The 24323-nt window shown below is 69.0% G+C and carries 19 protein-coding genes; 11 read left to right on the top strand and 8 right to left on the bottom strand.

Features of this window, described 5'->3' with window-relative positions; genetic code table 11:
- Positions 1-50: 50 nt before the first annotated feature.
- Together AB0F17_RS20145 and AB0F17_RS20140 are read left to right on the top strand one after the other, a co-directional pair.
- Positions 51-1223 carry a uroporphyrinogen-III synthase gene (locus tag AB0F17_RS20145; RefSeq protein WP_358024928.1) on the top strand — a complete coding sequence of 391 codons (1173 nt, stop codon included), beginning with the start codon at positions 51-53 and terminating at the stop codon, positions 1221-1223.
- Positions 1220-1969, top strand: coding sequence for a CbiX/SirB N-terminal domain-containing protein (locus tag AB0F17_RS20140; RefSeq protein WP_358024926.1), 750 nt, complete (start codon positions 1220-1222; stop codon positions 1967-1969). Before AB0F17_RS20145 ends, AB0F17_RS20140 begins: the two co-directional genes overlap by 4 nt.
- A 79-nt stretch (positions 1970-2048) precedes the next feature.
- On the opposite strand, the gene AB0F17_RS20135 is transcribed toward AB0F17_RS20140, so the two are convergent.
- Genes AB0F17_RS20135 through AB0F17_RS20120 form a run of 4 tightly spaced genes read right to left on the bottom strand, consistent with a single transcriptional unit; the run spans position 2049 to position 6438 of the window.
- Entirely contained in the window at positions 2049-3398 is a 1350-nt protein-coding gene (locus AB0F17_RS20135) for a sugar ABC transporter substrate-binding protein (protein WP_358024924.1), read from the bottom strand.
- A 32-nt stretch (positions 3399-3430) separates the two neighbouring features.
- Positions 3431-4309 carry a carbohydrate ABC transporter permease gene (locus tag AB0F17_RS20130; RefSeq protein WP_358024922.1) on the bottom strand — a complete coding sequence of 293 codons (879 nt, stop codon included), beginning with the start codon at positions 4307-4309 and terminating at the stop codon, positions 3431-3433.
- Complete coding sequence (locus AB0F17_RS20125; protein ID WP_358024920.1) at positions 4309-5256, bottom strand: sugar ABC transporter permease; 948 nt, start codon at positions 5254-5256, stop codon at positions 4309-4311. Before AB0F17_RS20125 ends, AB0F17_RS20130 begins: the two co-directional genes overlap by 1 nt.
- Positions 5257-5286: 30 nt before the next feature.
- Complete coding sequence (locus tag AB0F17_RS20120; protein WP_358024918.1) at positions 5287-6438, bottom strand: ROK family transcriptional regulator; 1152 nt, start codon at positions 6436-6438, stop codon at positions 5287-5289.
- A 156-nt stretch (positions 6439-6594) separates the two neighbouring features.
- Between AB0F17_RS20120 and AB0F17_RS20115 the strand changes: the two genes are divergently transcribed.
- Entirely contained in the window at positions 6595-8727 is a 2133-nt protein-coding gene (locus AB0F17_RS20115) for an alpha-galactosidase (RefSeq protein WP_358024916.1), read from the top strand.
- 27 nt (positions 8728-8754) lie between these two features.
- Here AB0F17_RS20115 and AB0F17_RS20110 read toward each other — a convergent pair whose 3' ends face one another.
- A complete protein-coding gene (locus AB0F17_RS20110; RefSeq protein ID WP_358024914.1) occupies positions 8755-9246 on the bottom strand; it encodes a hypothetical protein in 492 nt (163 codons plus the stop codon).
- A gap of 222 nt (positions 9247-9468) precedes the next feature.
- On the bottom strand, positions 9469-10323 hold the full coding sequence (locus AB0F17_RS20105) for a PAC2 family protein (RefSeq protein ID WP_358024912.1): 855 nt from the start codon (positions 10321-10323) through the stop codon (positions 9469-9471).
- A 387-nt stretch (positions 10324-10710) separates the two neighbouring features.
- Here AB0F17_RS20105 and metH point away from each other — a divergent pair, with 387 nt between their 5' ends.
- From metH to AB0F17_RS20065, 8 genes are all read left to right on the top strand, one after another.
- Positions 10711-14175 carry a methionine synthase gene (metH, locus tag AB0F17_RS20100; protein WP_358024910.1) on the top strand — a complete coding sequence of 1155 codons (3465 nt, stop codon included), beginning with the start codon at positions 10711-10713 and terminating at the stop codon, positions 14173-14175.
- A 322-nt stretch (positions 14176-14497) separates the two neighbouring features.
- Positions 14498-15139, top strand: a complete 642-nt coding sequence (locus AB0F17_RS20095) for an HAD family phosphatase (protein ID WP_358024908.1) — start codon at positions 14498-14500, stop codon at positions 15137-15139.
- A gap of 487 nt (positions 15140-15626) precedes the next feature.
- Positions 15627-16130, top strand: coding sequence for a cellulose synthase (locus tag AB0F17_RS20090; protein ID WP_358024906.1), 504 nt, complete (start codon positions 15627-15629; stop codon positions 16128-16130).
- A gap of 251 nt (positions 16131-16381) precedes the next feature.
- Positions 16382-17380: an ABC transporter permease gene (locus AB0F17_RS20085; RefSeq protein WP_358024904.1), complete on the top strand. Its 999-nt coding sequence runs from the start codon at positions 16382-16384 to the stop codon at positions 17378-17380.
- Positions 17381-17436: 56 nt separating this feature from the next.
- The gene (locus AB0F17_RS20080; protein WP_358024902.1) at positions 17437-19203 is read left to right on the top strand and encodes an ABC transporter substrate-binding protein; all 1767 of its coding nucleotides are present in this window, start codon (positions 17437-17439) and stop codon (positions 19201-19203) included.
- Positions 19204-19296: 93 nt separating this feature from the next.
- Positions 19297-20310 carry an ABC transporter permease gene (locus tag AB0F17_RS20075; RefSeq protein ID WP_358024900.1) on the top strand — a complete coding sequence of 338 codons (1014 nt, stop codon included), beginning with the start codon at positions 19297-19299 and terminating at the stop codon, positions 20308-20310.
- Positions 20307-21341, top strand: coding sequence for an ABC transporter ATP-binding protein (locus tag AB0F17_RS20070; RefSeq protein WP_358024898.1), 1035 nt, complete (start codon positions 20307-20309; stop codon positions 21339-21341). Before AB0F17_RS20075 ends, AB0F17_RS20070 begins: the two co-directional genes overlap by 4 nt.
- A complete protein-coding gene (locus tag AB0F17_RS20065; RefSeq protein ID WP_358024896.1) occupies positions 21338-22363 on the top strand; it encodes a dipeptide ABC transporter ATP-binding protein in 1026 nt (341 codons plus the stop codon). The genes AB0F17_RS20070 and AB0F17_RS20065 overlap by 4 nt, the downstream gene beginning before the upstream one ends.
- Before the next feature lie 48 nt (positions 22364-22411).
- Here AB0F17_RS20065 and AB0F17_RS20060 read toward each other — a convergent pair whose 3' ends face one another.
- Both AB0F17_RS20060 and AB0F17_RS20055 read right to left on the bottom strand, forming a co-directional pair.
- Positions 22412-23095 (bottom strand): response regulator transcription factor, encoded by a 684-nt coding sequence (locus tag AB0F17_RS20060; RefSeq protein ID WP_358024894.1) that lies wholly within the window; start codon positions 23093-23095, stop codon positions 22412-22414.
- A complete protein-coding gene (locus tag AB0F17_RS20055; RefSeq protein ID WP_358024892.1) occupies positions 23092-24267 on the bottom strand; it encodes a sensor histidine kinase in 1176 nt (391 codons plus the stop codon). The genes AB0F17_RS20060 and AB0F17_RS20055 overlap by 4 nt, the downstream gene beginning before the upstream one ends.
- Positions 24268-24323: the final 56 nt, after the last annotated feature.

Raw genomic sequence — 24323 nt, 5'->3', positions numbered from 1 at the left:
GGCCGGGTGCTCGGGGCCCGGCCAAGCCCACCACTACAGGAGGTGTTCGCGTGAGCGCGCTTCCCCTCGACGACCCGGCGCGAGCGCTGGAGACGGCGCCGGACGCGCTGTCCGGCTTCACCGTCGGCGTGACCGCCACCCGGCGGCGCGAGGAGTTCGGCGCGCTGCTCGAACGGCGCGGCGCGCGGGTGGTGAGCGCGCCCGCCATCAGGCTGGTGCCGCTCTCCGAGGACTCCGACCTGCTGGCCGCCACCCGGCTCAGCCTGGCCGGGCCGGTGGACGACGTGGTCATCACCACCGGCGTCGGCTTTCGCGGCTGGATGGCCGCGGCCGAGGGCTGGGGCCTGTCCGCCGACCTGGCCGACCACCTGACCAGGGCCCGCCTGCTCACCCGCGGCCCCAAGGCCAGGGGAGCGGTGCGCGCCGCCGGGCTGAACGACCACTGGACCCCCGCCACCGAGTCCTGCGAGGAGGTCAAGCAGTACCTCCTGGCCCAGGACCTGCACGGACGCCGCATCGCGGTGCAGCAGCACGGCGAGCCGCTGACGGAGTTCGTCGCCGTGCTGCGGGAGGCCGGGGCCGAGGTGATCGAGATCCCGGTCTACCGGTGGCTGCCGTACCGCGACCCCTCGCCGCTGCGCCGCCTCATCACCCAGACGCTGTCCGGCGCCGTGGACGCCGTGGCCTTCACCAGCGCGCCCGCCGTACACGCCATGCTCGGCGCCGCCCGGGCCGAAGGGCTGGAGGAGCAGTTGCTGGCGGCGTTCGGCGACCGCGTCGTGGCCGCCTGTGTCGGTCCGGTCACCGCCGGGCCGCTGGTCACGCGTGGCGTACACACGCTGCAGCCCGACCGGGCGCGTCTCGGCGCGCTGGCCAGAGCGCTGGCCAGGCACCTGCCGGAACACGGCGTCACCCGGCTGGAGGCGGGCGGGCACCGGCTGGAGATCCGCGGGCACGCGGTCGTCGTCGACGGCGAACTCAGGCCGTTGCCACCCGCGCCCATGGCCGTGCTCAAGCGCCTGGCCGACAAGCCCGGCCATGTGGTCTCCCGCTCCGACCTGCGTACCGTGCTGCCGGGCAGCGTGTCGCGCGACTCGGCGGAGCACGCGGTGGAGATGGCGATCACGCGGCTGCGGCGCGCGCTCGGACCCAGCGGGATCGTCGAGACAGTGGTCAAACGGGGCTACCGGCTCGCCTGCACCCACGAGGCGGCCTCCCTGTGACGTCGCCCTCGTCCATGGGGGCCGGAGCCACCGCGCCGACGCTGGTCCTGGCCGCGCATGGGACGCGGAGCGCGGCGGGGGAGCGATCCCTGGCCGCGCTGGCCGCGGCGGTCCGGCGGACGCGGCCCCGGCATCGCGTCGAGCTGAGCTACCTGGAGATCAGCTCACCCTTGCTGGCCGACGTGCTGTCCGCGGTCCCCGGACCTGTGGTCGTGGTGCCGCTGCTCCTCGCCGGCGGCTACCACGTGCACATCGACCTGCCGAACGTCGTCGCCGAGCACCGCCCCGACGCCCTCGTCGCGCCGCCGCTCGGACCGCACCGGCTGCTCACCACCGCGCTCGCCCGCAAGCTGGCCCGCGCGGGACTCCGCCCCGCCGACACGGTCATCCTGGGCGCGGCGGGCTCCTCGGACCCCGCCGGCCTCGCCGACGTCCGCGCCGCCGCCCACCTTCTGTCGGTACGGCTGGGCCGCCCGGTCACGGCCGCGTTCACCTCGGCGGGCAGCCCGTCGCTCGGTGAGGCCGTGGAACGCGTCAGATCGAGCCCGGCGCCACGCCTGGCGGTCGCCTCTTACCTGCTCGCGCCCGGTTTCTTCCACGGCCGTCTGACGGGGGCGGGCGCGGACCTGGTCAGCGAACCCTTGGGAGCCGATCCCGCCGTGGTGGAGCTGATCTGGCACCGCTTCGACCAGGCGAGCACCCGCACCGCCGTACCGAACACCCGGACCGCCGTACGGACCGCCTAGAGAGTGCTTTTCGCACCTCTTCCTGATCGCGTCCGCGGCCGGGGTCAGGAAGAGGATCCGTGATCCATGCGTCCCAGAGTCAGCCGAACAGGCCGTTGATGGTGGCGTTGGCCTGGTCGAGCGCGTTGACGTCGCTCTTGAACGCGAAGATCGACTCCATGGTCTCGGTCATGGTGGCCTTGATCTCGGCCCAGTGCTCGGCGATGGGCGCCAGGTGGGTCGTGCCGTTCTCCACGTGCGTGGTGAACGGCTTGACGTCGATGCCGGCGTCGGAGAAGGCCTGCTCCGCCTTGACCGTCGCCGTCTTGATGGCCGGGAACACGATGGCCTGCTTGGCCACGATCTCCTCCTGGCAGGCCGGCGAGCCGAGGAACTTGACCCACGCCCACGCCGCGTCGGGGTTGTCGGTGTTCGCCGAGATGTTGTCGGCCAGGCCGTTGAACAGGCTCGCCCGCTTACCCGTCGGCCCGATCGGGGTCGGGGCCAGGGCCGACTTCACGTCCTTGAGCGCCCAGTAGGTCTTGGTGTTCCAGCTTCCCTCGGTGACCATCGCGTACTTGCCCGCCCCGTACGCGTCGATCTGGCCGACCCCCGAGGAGACGATGTCCAGGTTCGGCATGTAGCCCTTGTCGATGAGCGAGGTGACCCACTTGATGGTCTCCTTGAACTTCGGGTCCGCGTAGTTGAACCGGGTGGGCCACGGGTTCTTGTCGGCGTAGTTCCAGCCGTTGCTCATCGCGTACATGCTCCACTCGGTCTGCCCGAAGGCGTCGCCGGTGCCGTTCAGGCCGAGGCCGTAGGTGGCCACGTGCTTCTTGTCGAAGCCGGGCTCGTCGCCGCGCTTGCCGTTCTTGTCCACGGTGAGGTGGGCGATGGCCTTCTCGTACGTGCCGCCGTCCTGAGGGTTCCAGCTCAGCTCGGCCATCTCCGCCGGCTTGAGGCCGGCTTCCTTGACCTTCTTGGTGTTGTAGATCACCGCCACGGTGTCGAAGTCCTTGGGCAGCCCGTAGCGCTGCCCGTCCTTGGTCACCCACAGGTCGGCCAGGCCGTCCTGGTAGATCGACAGGTCCACCTTGTCCCGCTTGACCTGGTCGGTGATCGGCAGGAGCTGGCCCTGGGAGGCGAACTGCGGGTACTGCGACAGGTGGCTGACGAAGACGTCCGGGGCGGTGCCGGAGACGAACCCGGTCGTCAGCGTGTTCCAGTAGTCGTCCCAGCCGTACTGGGTGATCTTGACGGTGTACTGGGGGTTCGCCTTGTGGAAGGCGTCCGCGCAGGCCTGGTATTGGGGCTGCTGGGCGGTGTCCCAGAGCCAGTAGTCGATCGTGGCGGGACCGGCGGCGGCGGCGGGGGTGTCGCCGCCCTTGTCGGCACCGCATCCGGTCAGCAGCAGCGCCGCCGCGCAGGCGGCAGCAAGACAATGCTTCACAACATCAACCTTCTGTGATGGGGGGACGGCGTTCACTTGACGCCGGTGTATCCGATGGAGTCGATGACGCGGCGGCCGAGCACGGCGAACAGCACCATGATCGGGAGCGCGGCGAAGAGGGTGGCGGCCATGAGCCCGGCCCAGTCGGGGCTGCCCTGCGGGGTCTGGGAGCGGAAGATGCCGAGCGCGACCGTGAGCACCCGGACGTTCTCCGCCTTGCCCACCAGCAGCGGCCAGAAGTAGTCGTTCCAGCTGGTGATGTAGGTGAGGATGGCCAGCGTGGCGATGGGCCCCCGGCTCATGGGCAGGATGATGCGGAAGAACGTCCGTACGTGCCCGGCCCCGTCGAGGCGCGCGGCCTCCTCCACGCTGGCGTTGATCCCGAGGAAGAACTGCCGCAGGAAGAACACCGCGAACGGGGTCATGAGCAACTGCGGCAGAACGATGCCGAGATAGGTGTTGAGCAGCCCCAGCTCCTTGACCAGCACGAAGTTGGGCAGCGTGGTGAAGATCGGCGGCACCATGAGGGCGGTGACGAAGAGGGTGAAGACGGCGTTCCTGCCCGGCCAGCGCAGCCGCGCGAAGGCGTAGGCGGCCATCGAGCCGAAGAAGACCTGCCCGACCGTGATCGTGGTCGAGACGACGATCGAGTTGCGCAGGTAGAGCCAGAAGCTGACCGTGCCGCTCGACCCGCCCTCGGCCACCGCCTCCGCGGTGCTCGACAGGCCCAGCACCCGGCGGTAGGCGCCCAGCGTGAAGTCGACGGGCAGCAGGTCCGCGGCGCCTCCGGCCAGCGCGCGGGTGCTGGAGAAGGACGTACGCAGCATCCAGTAGAACGGGAACAGCGTCACCGCCATGACCACGACGAGCACGGCCCAGCCCGCCACCCGGCCCCAGCGGATCGAGGCCATCAGGCCCCCCTCAGATCGGACTCGCCCGCCCGCGAGAGGCGCAACTGCAGATACGCGATCCCGGCGAGCAGCACGAACAACACGGACGACAGCGCGGCGGCGTAGCCGAAGTTGAACCGGTTGAACGCCTGGTCGTAGATGTAGAAGTAGATGACCCTGGTGGCGTTGATCGGTCCGCCCCCGGTGGTGACGGCGACGGTGTCGAAGACCTGGAACGATCCGATGACGCTCAGCACCATGACCAGCGCCATGACCGGGCGCAGCAGCGGCAGCGTGACCCGCCAGAACGTCCGCCACTCCGAGGCGCCGTCGATGGCGGCGGCCTCGTACACGCTCGGCGGGATCATCTGCAGCCCGGCGAAGATGAGCAGCGCGGTGTAGCCCATGTGCCGCCAGGTGTTGATCGCGGCGATGGTCGGGATGGCCCAGTCCGAGCCGAAGAACGCCACCCGGTCGAAGCCCAGCCACTCGATCACGTTGTTGACCACGCCGAGCTGGAAGTCGAGCATCCAGAACCACGCGAGGGCCACGACCACGTTGGCGACGAGGTAGGGCAGCAGCACGATCCCGCGTACCAGCATCGACTTGGTCAGCCGGTACAGCAGGACGGCCAGCAGCATGGAGATCATGGTCTGCGCGCCGATGTTGATCAGCACGTACTCGCCGGTGACCTTCAGAGCGTTCCAGAACAGGTGGTCGCCGAGCAGCCGCTCGTAGTTGTCCAGCCCGATGAAGCGCGGCGGGGTGAGGACGTTGTACTTGGTCAGGCTCAGGTACACGCCGCGGGCGGCGGGCCAGAGGTAGAAGACGGCGAAGCCGATGGCCGCCGGGAGGACGAACATGGCCGCGACGGGCAGGTCGCCCAGGCGGCGTCGGAGTGGAGGAGGGATCTTGGGCACTGTCCCGGGCGTGATGCGGGGGGCGGCGCGGACGGTATCACTGGTCATTAGACCTCACTAGTGCCCGCCGGCGGTTGATCAGCGGTGCAACAACAGATGCTGGAGAGCGGTGACTGCCGCTCCCCTGGCCCACTCGTTGAAGGCGAAGGGCTTGACGGCCACCCGTACGGGGGTGGCCGTCCAGTGCGTGTGACGGGCGAGCGCGGTGTGGAACGACTCCGCGCACACGTCGTACATGTGGACCGACTCGCCGGACAGGACGACGAGCTCGGGTCCGGCGATGTTGGCGATGGTGGCGACCACCTGGCCCAGGGCGGCCCCGGCCTCGTCCAGCACGCGGCGCGCGACGGGGTGGCCGTCGGCCGCCATGGCAAGGCAGTCGTCGAAGGTGAGCTCGGGCCGGTCGAGCGTGATGGCGATCGAGCGGCGGATGGCGGGGGAGGTGGCGTACGCGCGGGCGCAGCCGTGGTGGCCCCGCTCGCACATGGGGCCGCGGTCGTCGATCTGCAGGTGGCCGATCAGCCCTGTGGCGCCCGACTGCCCGGTGACCAGGCGGTCGCCGACGACGAGCCCGCAGCCGAGGCCCGCCCCGACCGTGACCAGCGCGAACGACGAGTGGCCCACGCCCTCGCCAAACCACTGCTGTACGGCCGTCAGCGCCCGCACGTCGTTTTCCAGCACCGTGGGCACGGACACGGCCTCCGCCACCAGCGTCGCCAGCGGTAGCTGGCTCCAGCCGAGGAACGGCGAGGTGTGCACGACGGGGTCGTCCGGCGTGGCGGTGCCGGCCAGGCTGATGCCCACGGCCGACAGGGGCCGCCCCGGCACGGTCAGCTCCTCGACCACCTCGACGATCTGGCCGAGAACGTGGTCGATCTCGTGGTTCACCAGCGGCCTGGAGGTCTCCATCCGCACGGTGGCCGAAAGGTCGGTGCGGACGGCGAAGAGCTCGTCGGCGGTGAGCTTGATGCCGACGAACGACATGCGCGAGGCGTCCACCTGCAGCGGCTGCGACGGCCGCCCGACGGTGGCCGGGCCCTCGCCGCTGGCCTCCAGCAGGTAGCCCGCCTCGAGGAACGGCTTGGTCAGCTTGGTCAGCGCGGACGGTGACAGGGCGAGTCGCCTGGCCACCTCCGCTCTGGATAAGGGGCCATGCACGAGCAGCTCGACGAACACGGATCGCATGGCGTCGGTGAGCCGCACAGGATCGCTGGAGGTCTGTGAGAACACGGGGCCCATAGTTGGCCCCTTTTGTTCATGTTGTCAAGTAAATGAGTGGCACGAATCACAGAAACGGGGTATGCCCAGAGATCTTTCATTGACCGTGTGCACTAATTCGGGTTAGTCTCCAGCCGCCTGATTGATCCAGCTGCTCGGGGGACGCCGATGCCTGTAATCCCGCTCGACGATCACCACTGGGCGATCACCACGCCCGCCTCCACGTACGTCATCGGCGTGGAGGTCGACCCGCTCACCGGGGAGGCCGCGCCACGGCAGACGTACTGGGGCCCGAGACTCACGCCGGAGGCCGCCCGCCAGGTCACCTGCCTGCCCAAGAGGCACGTCAGCAGCTTCTCCACGCCCGCCGAGATCGAGGAACTGCTGCCGGTGGACGGCGGCACGCGGTGGGGCTCGCCCTCCCTGCAGGTCACGTTCGGCCACGCGCGCTCGCTGGAGCCGCGCTTGGTCGAGGCGGGCGTCCACGACGAGGGCGGCGGGGCCGAACGGCTGGATGTCGTGCTGGCCGACGCCTACCACCCGTTCGAGGTGGTGCTGTCGGTCCGCGTACGCGACGACACCGACGTCATCGAGCGCTGGACCACCGTCCGATGCGGCTCCTCCGGCACCGAGGTCGTGGTCACCCGGCTGGACTCGGGCAACTGGTTCATCCCCGACGCGGCGGCCTACCGCCACAGCGGTGTCTTCGGCGCGTGGGCCGAGGAACTGCAGCTCCAGCGTGGGCCGCTGCCGGTCGGTGAGCTGGTCTTCACCAGCCGCCAGGGCGTCACCAGCCACACGGCGAACCCGTGGGTGATGATCGACGCGGGCGCGGCGACCGAAGAGCACGGCGAGGTCTGGGGCGTCGCCCTGGCCTGGAGCGGGAGCTGGCGGCTGACCACCACGCACCGGCCCGAGGGCGGGGTCTGCGTCTCGGGGGGCTTCGGCCACGACGGGGTGCGCTGGACGCTCGCGCCGGGGGAGGAGCTCGTGGCGCCGCCCGTGCTGGGGCTCTACTCCGATGGCGGGTTCGGCGCGGCCAGCCGGTCCTGGCACGAGTACGCCCGCAGGCACGTGCTGCCCACCCCTCTGGAGGAGCAGCCGGTGCTGTACAACTCGTGGGAGGCGACCGCGTTCGCCGTCACCGAGGCGCACCAGCTCGAGCTGGCCAAGACCGCCGCCGCCCTCGGCGTCGAGCTGTTCGTGGTCGACGACGGCTGGTTCGGCGGGCGCGACGACGACACCACCTCACTGGGTGACTGGCATCCGCACCGTGAGCGCTTCCCCGAGGGGCTGGGCGGCATGTTCGACGGGATCCGCGACCTGGGGATGCGCGCCGGGCTGTGGGTGGAGCCGGAGGGTCTCAGCAAGGAGAGCGAGCTCTATCGGGCGCACCCGGAGTGGGCCCTGCACATGGAGCACCGGCGCCGGGACGAGAAACGCCAGCAACTCGTGCTCAACTTCGCCCGCGACGACGTACGCGAGTGGGCGCTCGGCTGGCTCGACCGGCTGGTCACGGAGCTCGGCCTCGACTACCTCAAGTGGGACATGAACCGCCCGTTCACCCAGGCGGGCTGGCCGGAGCGGGAGGCGGCCCAGGACCGGGTCTGGATCGAGCACACGCGCGGCGTCTACCGGGTGATGGGGCTGCTGCGCGAGCGCCGTCCCGGGCTGCGGATCGAGTCCTGCGCGGGCGGCGGCGGGCGGGTCGACTTCGGGATCATGCGCTACACCGACGAGGTCTGGCCGTCGGACAACACCGACGCCCGCGACCGGCAGACCGTACAGCACGGGTTCTCCCAGCTCTACCCGGCCAGCGCCATGTCGGCCTGGGTCACCGACTCGCCCAACATCACCACCGGGCGCGCGATGCCGCTGCGCTACCGCTTCCATGTGGCCATGGCCGGCGTGCTGGGCATCGGGGGGAACCTGCCGGAGTGGACCTCCGGCGAGCTGGAGGCGGCGGCCGAGCTGATCGCCCAGTACAAGCGGGTGCGCCCGACCGTGCAGCACGGGCTGCAGTACCGCCTGGCCGGCACGCCGGGGCAGGAGCGCTCGGCGGTGCAGTACGTGCTGGGTGACCAGGTCGTGGTGTTCGTCTACAACCCGCTCGGCAACGCCAAGCGCGGGCCGCGCCGGCTGCGGCTGACCGGCCTGGACCCGGAGGCGCTGTACGAGCTGGAGGCCGACGGCTCCCGCTGGTACGGCGCCACGCTCATGGCCGGCGGCATCCGGCCCGCCGCGTGGGAGCCGATCGGCGCGGACCATCGCAGCGAGATGGTGGTGCTCAGGAAGGTCTAGATCGGTGGAGCGTGGCCTCCTCGACCGTCAGGCGGGCACGGGTTCCAGGCGGAGTTCGCGGATGATCTCCTGGGCGCTCGCGTCCCGGGACGGTCCCGCGTCGGCGCCGATGAACATCTCGATGTAGGCGTGGTGGAAGCACCCCGCCAGCAGCAGCCGGGCGGTGGCCTCCGGGTCGACGGAGGCGGCCACCCGTCCGAGGCGCTGCTCGCCCTCCAGGTAGGTGGCCAGCGGGAGGATCTCTCCCATCGGGCCGAGCCCGTGATCGCGTATGGCCTGCCGGAAGCGGACCGTGACCGATGGCGAGGTGAACGCGGGCATCGCCGCGCCCTGCACATCGGTGTAGTAGTCGATGCCCGCTCGCACGATGGGCAGCAGGTTGTCGCCGACGCTGCCTCTGCCGATGCGGTGGGAGAGTTCGTGCAGGATGCTGAGCCAGAGCGGGAGCCGGTCCTGCAACAGGGCGAGGAAATGGTCCACCGAGCCGCCGGGGCGGTCCTCCCTGAGGGAGAGGGCCATCTCCAGGATGCGTCGCCGGGTGTCCTGACTCCTCTGGTGCGGGTCTACGTGGGAAGTCGCCATGGTTGGCCTAACGTGCGCGGTCACATGGGTAGGTTCAACGTGGCATTCGCGACCGGAGCCTCTCGACCAGCCGGTCCTGGGGTTCCAACTCGGTGCAAGCTTGTACGGTTCCTGATTATTACTCGAAACTTCCAGAAAATTCGGCAAAAAGGCTTCGAGTCAGCTGTCAGTGTCGCGGTCCCGGCGCCGCAGGTAGCGCTCGAACTCGGCGGCGATCGCGTCTCCGCTGGCCTCGGGCAGCTCGGCGGCGTCCTTGCGCTCCTCGAGCTCCTTGACGTATTCGGCCACTTCGCTGTCCTGGGAGGCGAGCTCGTCCACGCCGTTCTCCCAGGCGCGGGCCTCCTCGTCCAGCTCACCGAGCGGCATCGGGATCTCCAGCAGGTCTTCGAGGCGGCGCAGCAGTGCCAGCGTGGCCTTGGGATTGGGCGGCTGGGCCACGTAGTGCGGCACCGACGCCCACAGCGAGACGGCGTTGAGGCCGGCCTCGCCGAACGACTGCTGCAGCACGCCCACGATGCCCGTGGGGCCCTCGTAGCGGCTCAGCTCCAGCTGGGTCGAGCGGGCCAGGTCCTCGTCCGTGGCGCTGCCCAGGATCGGCACGGGGCGGGTGTGCGGCGAGTCGTTGAGCAGCGCGCCCAGCATCACGGCCAGCTCGACGCCGAGCTCGCGGCAGACCTCGATGATGTCGGCGCAGAACGACCGCCACCGCATGTTGGGCTCGATGCCGCGCAGCAGCACCACGTCGCGCTCGACGCCCGGCGGGCGGGCGCGCAGCAGCCGCGTCGTCGGCCAGATGATCGATCGGGTCAGCCCGTCGCCCATCTCCACGACGGGCCGGGTGACCTGGAAGTCGTAGTAGTCGTCGGGATCCAGCTCGACGAGCGGCTCCGCCTTCCAGGCGGACTCGAGGTGGGCGATCACACCGCTGGATGCCTCGCCGGCGTCGTTCCACCCTTCGAACGCGGCTATGAGCACCGGGTCGACGAGCTCGGGGAGCCTTTCGAACTCGATCACGTGTCGCCTCCTCTCTTCGCCATCCAGCTAAGCCTATGCGGTGAGGAGGCGGTCATGTCACGGAGTAACGACGATCAGGCATCGTCACGGAGTGACCGGTCAGACGCTGTCACGCGGTGACGGGCCGGGCACTGTCAGATCGCCTGTTCAGGCCGCCACCGTCGAGTCAGGTGCGCTCCGCGTCAGCCCTTGACGCGGAGTGAGCGGAGGCGGCGCAGCGAAGGGTCAGGCGCGGCCGCCGGCGGTGGTGTGGACGATCAGCACGTCGCAGGAGGCGCGGTGGGCGACATGCCATGGAAAACCCCTATTGGACATGGAATCAATAGTCTCTCCGGCAGGACAGCCGTCCGATGAACCCGTCCGGCGGCAGCCGATAAGCTCTACGCCATGAGCAGCTCCCCGTCCTTTCGCGAAGTCCTGTCCCAGCGAGTGATCGTCGCCGACGGGGCGATGGGGACGATGTTGCAGGCCCAGGACCCCACCCTCGACGACTTCGAAGGTCACGAGGGCTGCAACGAGGTGCTGAACGTCACCCGTCCCGACATCGTGCAGGGCGTCCACGACGCCTATTTCGCCGTGGGCGTCGACTGCGTCGAGACCAACACCTTCGGCGCCAACCTGGCGGCCCTGGGCGAGTACGACATCTCCGAGCGGGTCTTCGAATACTCCGAGGCGGGCGCCAGGATCGCGCGCGAGCGGGCCGACCACTGGTCCACGCCCGAGCAGCCGCGTTTCGTGCTCGGCTCGATGGGCCCCGGCACCAAGCTGCCCACGCTGGGCCACCTGCCCTACCACAACCTGCGCGAGTCCTACCGGCAGAACGCGGCGGGCCTGATCGCGGGCGGCGCCGACGCGCTGATCATCGAGACCTGCCAGGACCTGCTCCAGGTCAAGGCCGCCGTCGTCGGCTCCAGGCGGGCCGCGGAGGAGTCGGGCCGCGACGTGCCGATCATCGCCCAGGTGACGATCGAGACCAACGGCGCCATGCTGCTCGGCTCGGAGATCGGCGCCGCGCTGACCGCGATCGAGCCGCTCGGCGTCGACATGATCGGCCTCAACTGCGCCACCGGCCCGGCCGAGATGAGCGAGCACCTGCGCTACCTGGCCCGGCACTCCCGGCTGAAGCTCTCGTGCATGCCCAACGCGGGGCTGCCGGTGCTGACCTCCGACGGCGCGTACTATCCGCTCAGCGCCGGGGAGCTCGCCGACGCGCACGACACCTTCACCCGCGACTACGGCCTGTCGCTGGTCGGCGGCTGCTGCGGCACCACTCCCGAGCACCTGCGCCAGGTCGTCGACCGCGTGCGTGGCAGGCAGACGCCCGCCCGCCGCCCGCACCCCGAGCCGGGCGCCTCCTCGCTCTACCAGACCGTCCCCTTCCGCCAGGACACCTCCTACCTGGCGATCGGCGAGCGGTGCAACACCAACGGCTCCAAGGCCTTCCGCGAGGCCATGCTCGAAGGCCGCTGGGACGACTGCGTGGAGATGGCCCGCGAGCAGGCTCGCGGCGGCGCCCACCTGCTCGACCTGTGCGTCGACTACGTGGGCCGCGACGGCGTGGCCGACATGAAGGAGCTGGCGTTCCGCCTGGCCACCGCCTCCACGCTGCCGATCATGCTCGACTCGACCGAGTCCGAGGTGCTGCGGGCCGGGCTGGAGATGCTCGGCGGGCGCGCGGTGGTCAACTCGGTCAACTACGAGGACGGGCGCGGCCCCGACTCACGCTTCCACAAGACGATGATGGCCGTACGCGAGCACGGCGCCGCCGTCGTGGTCATGTGCATCGACGAGAAGGGCCAGGCCCGCACCGCCGCCGAGAAGGTGCGCATCGCGAGCGAGACCATCGACGACCTGGTCGCCAACTGGGGCATGCAGGTGTCCGACATCATCGTCGACTGCCTCACCTTCACCATCGCCACCGGCATGGAGGAGAGCCGCCGCGACGGCCTGGAGACCATCGAGGGCATCCGCGAGCTCAAGCGCCGCTACCCCGACGTGCAGACCACGCTGGGCCTGTCCAACATCTCCTTCGGCATCAACCCGGCCTCGCGCATGGTGCTCAACTCGGTGTTCCTCAACGAGTGCGTCAACGCCGGGCTCGACTCGGCCATCGTGCACGCCTCCAAGATCCTTCCGATGTCGCGCATCCCCGACGAGCAGCGCCAGGTCGCGCTCGACATGGTCTACGACCGCCGCCGCGAGGGCTATGACCCGTTGCAGCGCTTCATCGACATGTTCGAGGGCGTCGACGCCACGGCCATGCGTCAGGGCAGGGCCGAGGAGCTGGCCGCGCTGCCGCTGTGGGAGCGGCTCAAGCGGCGCATCATCGACGGCGAGAAGAAGGGGCTGGAGGCCGACCTCGAAGCCGGTCTGGCGGAGCGGCCCGCCCTGGAGATCATCAACAACGTGCTGCTCGACGGCATGAAGACGGTCGGCGAGCTGTTCGGCTCGGGGCAGATGCAGCTGCCGTTCGTGCTGCAGTCGGCCGAGGTGATGAAGACCGCCGTCGCCTACCTCGAACCGCACATGGACCGCGTCGAAGGCGAGACCAAGGGCCGCATCGTGCTCGCCACGGTCAAGGGCGACGTGCACGACATCGGCAAGAACCTGGTCGACATCATCCTGTCCAACAACGGCTACCAGGTGGTCAACCTCGGCATCAAGCAGCCGGTCTCCGCGATCCTGGAGGCGGCCGACGAGCAGAAGGCCGACGTCATCGGCATGTCCGGACTTCTGGTGAAATCGACGGTCATCATGAAGGAGAACCTGGAGGAGATGAACTCCCGGGGCATCTCCGACCGCTACCCGGTGCTGCTCGGCGGCGCCGCCCTCACCCGCGCCTACGTCGAGCAGGACCTGGCCGAGCTGTTCGCCGGCGAGGTCCGCTACGCCCGCGACGCCTTCGAGGGGCTGCGGCTGATGGACTCCTTCATGGCCGTCAAGCGCGGCGTCGCCGGCGCCACGCTGCCGCCGCTGCGCGAGCGCCGGGTCAAGACCGGCGCCGTCCTGACCCGTACACCGGTCGAGGCGCTGCCCGCCCGCTCCGACGTGGCCGCCGACAACCGGGTGCCGGTGGCGCCCTTCCAGGGCGACCGCATCGTCAAGGGCATCTCGCTGAGCGACTACTCCGCCTTCCTCGACGAGCGGGCGTTGTTCCTCGGGCAGTGGGGCCTCAAGCCCACGCGCGGCGGCGACGGACCCGGCTATGACGAACTCGTCGAGACCGAGGGACGGCCGAGGCTGCGCATGTGGCTCGACCGCATCCAGACCGAGGGGCTGCTGGAGGCGGCGGTCGTGTACGGCTACTTCCCGTGCGTCAGCGACGGCGACTCGCTGATCATCCTCGACGAGGCCGGAGACGAGCGCACCCGCTTCACCTTCCCGCGCCAGCGCCGCGACCGGCACCTGTGCCTGTCCGACTTCTTCCGCTCGCGCGAGTCGGGCGAGGTGGACGTGGTCGGCTTCCAGATCGCCACGATGGGCGGCAAGATCTCCGAGGCGACGGCCGAGCTGTTCGCCAAGGATGCCTACCGCGACTACCTCGAGCTGCACGGGCTGTCGGTGCAGCTCACGGAGGCGCTGGCCGAATACTGGCACGCCCGGGTGCGCGCCGAGTGGGGGATCGGGGGCGGGGAGTCGCTCGACGACATGCTCAAGGTCAACATCCAGGGCTGCCGCTACTCCTTCGGCTACCCGGCCTGCCCCAACCTCGAGGACCAGGTGCAACTGTTCCAGCTCCTGGACCCGGAGCGGATCGGGGTCACGCTGTCGGAGGAGTTCCAGCTCCACCCGGAGCAGGCCACCTCGGCCCTGGTGGCCCACCACCCGGAGGCGAAGTACTTCAACGTCTGAGACCGGCCCCGAGCCGCCCTCAGGGACGGCCTCCCGGACTCTCCGGACACCTCTCAAGCTCTCTCGGACACCTGACCGGGAGACCTCCAGGCCATGCGTGGGGGCGGCGTCGGGGCGTGGCGAGGGTTGCTCGTACGGGTGGTGTCCTGGCGCGGCGAGGGGCTGGGGGCGTGGCGGGGATGCCCGTGCGCCAGGCCCCGCCTTGGGTCTCGCGTTCGTTCACGCCGGGGGTGCCCCGGCGTCGGCGATCTTCTCGTCGGTGGTGAGAATGGCCTGACGGGGTGCCGTCGCGGTGCCGTACGTGAACCGATCGGGGGAATGCATGGAAGCCGTCTTCTTCGACATGGACGGGTTGCTGGTCGACAGCGAGAAGGTGTGGCTGGAGATCGAGACCGGGGTGATGGCGCGCCTCGGCGCCGAGTGGACGCCCGAACACCAGGTGCACCTCGTCGGCGGCTCCATGGAACGCACCGTCGACTACATGCTCGCCGTCTCGGGCTCGTCCGTCACGCCGGAGGACCTGCGCGAGTGGATGATCGACGGCATGGTGGCCCGCCTGGTGGACGGTGTGGAGATGATGCCCGGCGCCGCCGAACTGCTCGACGCCGTACGCGAGGAAGGCATCCCGGTCGCGCTGGTGACCTCGTCACTCAGGGAGATCGCCGACGCGGTCCTCAAGGCCGTCGGCCGTGACCGGTTCGACGCCATCGTGACGGCCGACGACGTCACCCGCACCAAGCCCGACCCCGAGCCGTACCTGACGGCCGCCGCGCTGCTGGACGTCGAGCCGGTGCGCTGCGTCGTCCTGGAGGACTCGCCCAACGGCGTCGCCGCCGCCACGGCGGCGGGCTGCGCGGTCGTGGCGGTCCCCAGCCTCCTGCCCATCGACCCGGCCCCCGGCCGCCTGGTGGTCTCCTCGCTGACCGAGGTCACGGTCCCCACCCTGAGCGCGTTGATCCACTGAATGCCATGGCTGACGACCTGGATAAACAGAAGAATCGCACGTAACGGCGCCCGGCCACGTGCGGGGTCAGAGGGCGTATTCCTGGAGGCCCTCAGCCCTGTTCGGCGGGTGGCGGGTGCCCCAGGCTTGCCGTACAAAAAAGAAAAGCCTGAGCCGCACAAGACAACCTGGCCGCACAAGAGAACCCTGACGAACAAGGGAACCTTGTCGCGCAAAAGACCCCTGACGCACAAAAGTCCCCCGACGCACAAAAGACCCCTGAGCTGTGCAAATGAACCTGGTCGCACGGGAGAATCCTGAGCCGCACAAGAGGGCTCTGCCGAGCAGGAGTCCCTCGCCGCACATGAGAAACCAGCGGGACGAAAGCAGGACCCCTAAGGGTGGGGGCGGTACCTGGGTCAGGGTGGGGGCGGTACTTGGGGAGGAGGGCGGTGCGGGGTGGGGCGTGTCAGGATGGGAGCGTAGTCAATAACAGAGGGGCGGCGGAATGACTTTCGATCAGATCGCGTGGTTGCCGCTGTGCGCCGGTGTGACCATCGCGGGCTTGGTGCTCAGCTTCCTGACCTTCCGGCGCAGAGGCGCGGCGGCCGGAATGAGGGTGGCCGCGTGGGCGCTGCTCCCCGTGGCCGCCTACCTGACCGGTGCGCTGCAGGCGCTGTGGACCATCGGCACCACCGTCGTGGGCTTCGTCACGAGCCTGATCTTCAATCCGGTGGTCTGGTCGGGCGTCGCGGTGACAGGTCTGGCCGTGGTGCTGTTCGTGGTGTCCGGGTTCATCCGGGGCCGGAAGCTGCGGCTGGCGCGGGGCGAGAAACCGGGCAAGGGAGCGGAGACGCCGAGCGCGCCCCAGCAACGTCCCATAGCGGGGCAGAAGGCCGGGCCGGCAACGGGCCAGCCTGCAGGAAAGCCCGCCGTAACGGCGGCCAAGAAGAACAACGACGACGACTTCTCCGACATCGAGGATATTCTCAAGCGCCGTGGCATCAGCTGATCCGAGGTGTGTCACAGTTCCGAGACTTAACCGGGACTGCGTGTAGACATTCACCTCAAGATCGATACGAATGAGTTTCGCGTCAATCACAGTTAAGCCACATCGGGCCCTGGGGGACTGGTCATACCAGCTCAGGCCATAGATTCTGCCTCCTGAGGCCGCGACTAGCGACTTCACCAGCGCGGCGCACTAACCTGATCGGGACCGCGCCCACACGGACGACGTCGTCTGGAATCCAGGGGGCTATTGGCATGACCGCACCGCTCGATGTTCCGGGCTCGGCGATAGAAGCCGGACCGGAAACCGTTCTGGAGGGCGCGGACTCCTCAGTCATCCGAGGGCGCTCCCTTGGCCAGATCGCATGGATGCGGCTGAAGCGCGACAAGATCGCGATGATCGGCGGGATCGTCATCGTCGTGCTGATCCTCGCCGCCATCTTCGCGCCGCTGCTGGTGTCGTGGCTCGGCCACCCACCGGCGGAATGGCACCGGGAGAAGATCGACCCGGCCATCCAGGCGCCGCTCGGCACGTTCGGCGGCATCAGCTCGGACTTCCTGTTCGGCGTCGAGCCCACCACGGGCCGCGACCTGTTCAGCCGGGTCCTCTACGGCGCGCGCGTCTCGCTGCTCATCGCGTTCTTCGCGACGCTGCTCTGCGTGGTGCTCGGCACTGTGTTCGGCATGATCGCCGGCTTCTTCGGCGGCTGGGTCGACACGGTCATCAGCCGGCTCATGGACATCTTCCTCGCCTTCCCGCTGCTGGTGTTCGCGCTGGCGCTCGGCGGGGTGATCCCCGACAAGGCGTTCGGGATGTCCGGGGACACGCTGAGGATCAGCCTGCTCGTGTTCATCATCGGCTTCTTCAACTGGCCCTACATAGGGCGTATTATTCGAGGTCAGACGCTGTCTCTGCGTGAGCGGGAGTTCGTCGACGCCTCCAGGAGCCTGGGCGCGCGCAACCACGTGATCTTGTTCAAGGAGATCCTGCCGAACCTGCTGGCCCCGATCCTGGTCTATTCGACGCTGCTCATCCCGTCGAACATCCTGTTCGAGGCCGCGTTGTCCTTCCTTGGCGTGGGTGTGCGGCCACCGACCCCGACGTGGGGAGGCATGCTGGCTGACGCGGTCCACAACTACCAAGTGGCGCCCAACTACATGGTCTTCCCCGGTCTCGCGATCTTCGTCACCGTGCTGGCGTTCAACCTGCTCGGTGACGGCCTGAGGGACGCCTTCGATCCCAAGGCTCGATGACCTCGTGAGTTATCCGCAATTTCTGTACTCCTAGATACAAGGGGTGTGTCAGGTCGATGAAGATAAGATCCACGGCGTCGGCGGTCGCGATCACCGCTGCTCTTGCCCTGGTCGTCTCCGCCTGTGGTGGCGGTGGCGGCTCTACCAAGAAGAACGGCGGTGACACCGCCGAGGCGCCCGCCAGCCAGTACAACGCTGGAGTGACGCAGGTCGTCAACCCGTCCACCAAGACGGGTGGCACGCTGCACATGGGCATGCCGGGAGACTTCGACTCGGTTGACCCTGGTGACCAGTACTACGGCTACGCGTGGAACTTCTCCCGGCTCTACACTCGCGCGCTGACCATGTTCAAGCCGGTGCCGGGCGAGGAGGGCCTCCAGCTCGTCGGTGACCTGGCCGAGGACCTCGGCAAGGCCACCGACGGTGGCAAGACCTGGACGTACAAGCTGCGCGCGGGTGTGAAGTTCGAGGACGGCACCCCGGTGACGTCCAAGGACGTGAAGTACGCCGTGGCCCGCTCGCTGGACAAGGAGATCCTGCCCAGCGGCCCGACCTACTTCAACGACTGGCTCGACAACGGCGACTACACCGGCCCGTACAAGATGAAGGACAAGCTCGACTCCTGGAAGGGCGTCGAAACGCCCGACGACCAGACCATCGTCTTCCACCTGAAGAAGGCGTACGGCGGCTTCGACTACTTCGCCATGCTCCCGTCGACGGCCCCGGTGCCGGCGGCCAAGGACACGGGCACCAAGTACAAGGAGCACCCGGTCTCGACCGGCCCGTACATGTTCAAGGCCCACGAGCTCGGCAAGCGCATCGAGCTGGTCAAGAACCCGAACTGGGACGCGGCGACCGACCCCAACCGCAAGCAGCTCAACGACTCGATCGAGGTGCTGCTCGGCCAGAACGAGGACGACCTCGACCAGCGCCTGCTCTCGGGCAAGATCGACATCAAGATCAACAGCACCGGTGTCGGGGCCAACGCCCGTAAGACCGTCCTGACGGACGACAAGGTCAAGCAGTACGCCGACTCCGCGCCGCTCGACCGCACCTGGTTCACCAACCTCAACGCCGACGTGCCGCCGCTCGACAACATCCACTGCCGCAAGGCCGTGATGTACGCGGCCGACCGCTCGGCGATCCAGGGCGCCTACGGCGGTCCCGACGCCGGCGGTGAGATCGCACTCAGCCTCATGCCGTCGAAGATGACCGGTTACGAGAAGAACGACCTCTACGGCGTCGAGGCCAACCCCGGCGGCGACGTGAACAAGGCGAAGGAAGAGCTGAAGGCCTGCGGCAAGCCCGACGGCTTCAGCACCACCATCTCCTTCCGCGTCGAGCGCGCGGCGGAGAAGCAGACCGCCGAGTCGCTGCAGCAGTCGCTCGGCCGCGTGGGCATCAAGCTGGAGGTCAAGGGCTTCCCGCAGGGTGACTACTTCAAGCTGTACGCCGGCAAGCCCGACTTCGCCAAGAAGAACGGCCTGGGCCTCATGGTCTACGGCTGGGGCGCCGACTACCCCGAGGGCTTCGGCTTCTTCCAGCAGATCGTCGACAGCCGCGTCATCCGTGCCGCGGGCAACACCAACCTCGGCGTGAAGGACCCGGAGATCGACAAGCTGATCGACCAGGCCGCTGCGGAGCAGGATGCCACCAAGCGCAACGCGATCTGGGCCTCGGTCGACAAGAAGGTCAGCGACGACGCGTTCATCCTGCCCTACGTCTGGGCGCACGGCCTGTTCTACCGGCCGCCGACGCTGAAGAACGCGTTCATCAGCCAGAACTTCGGGATGTACGAGTTCCTGACGCTCAGCACCCAGTAACCCGGTCCGGGAAGACCTCCGGAACGTTCGTCGAAAGCAGGTGAAGGCTTCGGCGGCCGGGCCCACAAGGCCCGGCCGCCATAGCCGAGATCAGTGGCCACATACATCATCAGACGGTTGATAGCGGCCGTCATGCTGCTCTTCGTGGTGAGCATCGCGACGTTCGCCATCTTCTTTCTCGTCCCGCGGCTCGCCGGGATGTCCGCTGACGACCTCGCTTCCCGCTATGTGGGCAAGGCCGCCAACGATCAGATGATCCACGAGGCCGCCGTCAGGCTGGGCTTCAACGACCCACTGGTCGTGCAGTACGGGCGGTTCGTGAAGGGCATCTTCCTCGGCGTGGACCGCAACTACGGTCCCGGCGTCGAGCACTGCCCCGCCCCGTGCTTCGGCTACTCCTACATCACCCAGAACCCGGTCCTGCCCGACCTGCTCGACCGGCTGCCGATCACGCTGTCGCTCGCGCTCGGCGCGGCCGTGGTGTGGGTGGTGTTCGGTGTCTCGACGGGTGTGCTGTCGGCGCTGCGCCGCGGCAGCTTCTTCGACCGCCTCTCGATGGGCATAGCCCTGGCGGGCGTGTCGCTGCCCATCTTCTTCACCGGCATCGTGTCGCTGGCCATCTTCCGCGACCAGCTCGGCTTGGTCGGCGACGTCGCCGACTGGGTGCCGTTCTCGGAAGACCCGCTCACCTGGGCGAACAACCTCATCCTGCCGTGGGTGACGCTGGCCTTTCTGTACGCCGCCGGTTATGCCCGGCTCACCAGAGCGGGCATGCTGGAGACCATGTCGGAGGACTACATCCGCACGGCACGGGCCAAAGGACTGCCCGAACGCATGGTGGTGGTCAAACACGGCCTGCGTGCCACGCTCACGCCGGTGATGACCATGTTCGGCCTCGACCTGGGTCTGCTGCTCGGCGGCGCCGTGCTCACCGAGAGCACGTTCTCGCTGCCCGGCATCGGCAAGTACGCGGTCGACGCCATCAACAACAACGACCTTCCCCAGGTGATGGGCGTCACGCTGACCGCGGCGAGCTTCATCATCCTGGCTAACCTGATCGTCGACCTGCTCTACGCGGTGGTTGACCCGAGAGTGAGGCTGACGTGAGCGAGAGCGCCTTTCTCGACGTCAAGGACCTGAAGATCCACTTCTCGACCGACGACGGCGTGGTCAAGTCCGTCGACGGGCTGTCCTTCAGCCTCGAACGCGGCAAGACGCTGGGCATCGTCGGCGAGTCCGGATCGGGCAAGTCGGTCACCAGCCTCGGCATCCTCGGCCTGCACCGCGGCAAGAACGCGCACGTCTCCGGCGAGATCTGGCTCGATGGCGAAGACCTCGTCACCGCCTCGCAGGAGCACGTGCGCCGGCTGCGCGGCCGGAAGATGGCGATGATCTTCCAGGACCCGCTGTCGTCGATGCACCCCTTCTACACGGTGGGCGACCAGATCGTCGAGGCGTACCGCATCCACCACAAGGTGTCCAAGGGCGTGGCCCGCAAGCACGCCATCGACATGCTGGGCCGGGTCGGCATCCCCGAGCCCAAGCGCCGGGTCGACTCCTACCCGCACGAGTTCTCGGGCGGCATGCGCCAGCGCGCCATGATCGCGATGGCGCTCTCGTGCGACCCCGAGCTGCTCATCGCCGACGAGCCGACCACCGCGCTCGACGTGACCGTACAGGCGCAGATCCTCGACCTGATGCGTGACCTGCAGCGCGAGTTCAACTCCGCGCTGATCATCATCACCCACGACCTGGGCGTGGTGGCCGAGCTGTCCAACGACATCCTGGTCATGTACGCGGGCAAGTGCATCGAGTACGGCTCGGCCGACGACATCTTCTATCGGCCCGAGCACCCCTACACCTGGGGCCTGCTGGGCTCGATGCCCCGCCTCGACCGGGAGCCCACCGAACGGCTGCTGCCCGTCAAGGGCACCCCGCCGTCACTGATCAACGTGCCGTCGGGCTGCGCCTTCCACCCCCGCTGCCCCTACGCCGACCAGACCGACGGCCAGTCCAAGGCCGAGGTGCCGGCCCTGGCCCCGACCGACCCGGGCCACCTGGTGCGTTGTCACCTGAGCAGGACCCAGCGGCGGACGCTGTGGGAGAACGAAGTCAAGCCAGTGCTGGAGACGCAGTGACCACCACGAACGAGCCGCTTCTTTCCGTCCAGGACCTGAAGAAGCACTTCCCGGTGACCAAGGGCCTGTTCAAGCGGCAGGTCGGGGCCGTCAAGGCGGTCGACGGGATCAGCTTCGACGTGTTCAAGGGTGAGACGCTCGGCCTGGTGGGGGAGTCGGGCTGCGGCAAGTCCACCACCGGCCGCCTGGTGACCAGGCTGCTGGAGCCGACCGCGGGCAAGATCGTCTTCGAGGGCCGCGACATCACCCACATGCGCCAGGGCAAGCTCCGGCCGCTCCGCCGCGACATGCAGATGATCTTCCAGGATCCCTTCTCGTCGCTCAACCCCCGCCACACGGTCGGCACCATCGTCGGCGCCCCGTTCCGCATCCAGGGTGTGCAGACGGAGAACGGGATCAAGAGGGCCGTCCAGGACATCCTCGAACTGGTCGGCCTGAACCCGGAGCACTACAACCGCTACCCCCACGAGTTCTCGGGCGGCCAGCGCCAGCGCATCGGCATCGCCCGCACGCTCGCGCTGAAGCCCAAGCTGATCATCGCCGACGAGCCGGTCTCCGCGCTCGACGTCTCGATCCAGGCCCAGGTGGTCAACCTCCTGGAAGACCTGCAGAACGAGCTGGACCTCACCTACGTGGTCATCGCCCACGACCTGTCGGTGGTCCGCCACATCAGCGACAGGGTCGCGGTCATGTACCTCGGCAAGATCGTGGAAATAGCCGACCGCAAGAGCCTGTACAGCGTCCCCATGCACCCCTACACCAACGCGTTGCTGTCGGCGGTGCCGATCCCGGACCCCAAGGCCCGCGCGAAGAGCGACCGCATCAGGCTGACGGGCGACGTGCCGAGCCCGCTCAACCCGCCCCCGGCCTGCCGCTTCCACACCAGGTGCTGGAAGGCCCAGGACATCTGCAAGACGGTCGAGCCGCCGCTGGAGGAGCTCGCCAGCGGACACCAGGTGGCCTGCCACTTCCCGGAGAACGCCCCCGAACCGGCGACGAAGACGGCCGCCGCGACACCCTGACGCGTAGCCCGGGCATGGTCGGCGGCTCCCCGCCGCCGACCGTGAAGATCAGGAAACGCCGCCCGGCGTGGCGAGGCCGCTCTCATAGGCGAGGACGACCGCCTGCACGCGGTCGCGCAGACCCAGCTTGGTGAGCACATTGCCGACGTGCGTCTTGACGGTCGTCTCGCTGACCACCAGCTTCCTGGCGATCTCCGCGTTGGACATCCCCTTGGCGATCAGCCGCAGCACCTCCAGCTCCCGCTCGGTCAGCCGGTCGAGCCGCGCCGGGGTCGCCTGCTCGTACGCCGACGGCAGCCGTTTCGCGAACCGGTCCAGCAGTCGGCGGGTCACGCTCGGCGCCACGATCGCGTCGCCCGCCGCCACCACCCGGATCGCCTGCACCAGCTCGTCCGGCGGCACGTCCTTCAGCAGGAACCCGGACGCGCCGGCCCGCAGCGCCTCCACGATGTACTCGTCCAGGTCGAACGTCGTCAGCACCAGCACCTTCGGCACGTGCGCCGTCGGCGCCGCCTCGCGCACGATCCTGCGCGTCGCCTCGATGCCGTCGACCCCGGGCATCCGGATGTCCATCAGCACCACGTCGGGCAGCAGCGCCCGCGTCTGCTCCTGCGCGTCCTTGCCGTCACCGGCCTGCCCCACCACCGTGAGGTCGGGCTCGGCCTCGAGTATCAGGCGGAACCCGGTGCGCAGCAGCGGCTGGTCGTCCACCAGCAGCACCCTGATCGTCATGGTGAGTCCTTCAACGGAAACCTCGCACGCACCTCGAAACCGCCCCCCGGTCGCGGACCGATGCTGAGGATTCCACCATAGAGGGCAACTCGCTCACGAATGCCCACCAAACCATGCCCTGGCTGCCCGGAAAGGCCCGTCACCCCCCGCCCGTCGTCCTCCACCCGCACGTCCAGCTCACGCGGATCATGTCGTACGGTCACCACGGCCTTGGCGCCCGGACCCGCGTGCCGCAGGCTGTTCGTCAGACCCTCCTGAATCAGCCGGTAGGCAGCCAGATCAACCCCGGCGGGGATCGGCCGGGCATCGCCCTCGACCGACAGCCGCGTGGCCAGCCCCGCCTCCCGCATCTGCTCCACCAGCGCGGGCAGGTCCTGCATCCCCGGCTGCGGCCCCAGCTCGGCACGGGCGTCGGTGCGCAGCACGCCCACGATGTTGCGCATCTCGGTCATCGCCATCCGGCCCGTGTGCTCGATCGCCGACAGCGCCTCGCGCGCCAGATCGGGATCGGAGGCGAGCACCCGGCGCGCGGCCGCCGCCTGCACCGTCATCACGCTCACGTGATGGGCCACGACGTCGTGCAGCTCGCGGGCGATCCTCGAGCGCTCCTCGGCCCGCGCGGCCCGCGTGTCGGCCGCGGAGGCGCGCTCCAGCCGGGCCGCACGGTCCTTCAGCTCCTCCAGGTAGGCGCGGCGCAGCCGCAGGCTCCGCCCGGCCCCCCAGACCGCCAGGAGCACGATGAGCACCACCAGGTGCTCGCTCCAGTTGCGGCCCGTGATCGGAGTCGCCGTCCCGGCCCGCGCGTAGGCGAGGAAGGACATCAGCAGCGCGCACAGCGCCATGGCCAGCCCGCGGTAGGACGCCACCGAGTAGAGCAGCACCAGCGTCGCCACCCCCGCCGCGCCGGAGCCGTAGCCGAGCGAGGTCAGCAGCGTCTCGGGCACCAGCCCGGCACACAGACCCGCCAGCGGCCAGCGCCTGCGCACCGAGACCGGCGCGCACGCCAGCGCCACCAGCACGGCACCGCCCGGGTCGGCGCCCCGCATCCCGTCGATCGGCAGCCCGCCGGGCTCCAGCCAGGTCGAGTCGGAAGAGAGGAAGAGCCCGACCGAGGCCGCCGCCAGCACCACGGCGAGCAAGGTGTCGTGGAACATGGCCCGGTCGATGCGCACGCTTCACTGTAGGCCCAGGTGAAAGCCCGGAACCTCCTCCCAGGGGAGGAGAGCCG

Source organism: Nonomuraea sp. NPDC026600, assembly GCF_040638335.1.
Lineage (GTDB): Bacteria > Actinomycetota > Actinomycetes > Streptosporangiales > Streptosporangiaceae > Nonomuraea.
The sequence above is the reverse complement of the archived record's forward strand: the minus strand, read 5'-3'. Positions and strand labels throughout refer to the sequence as shown.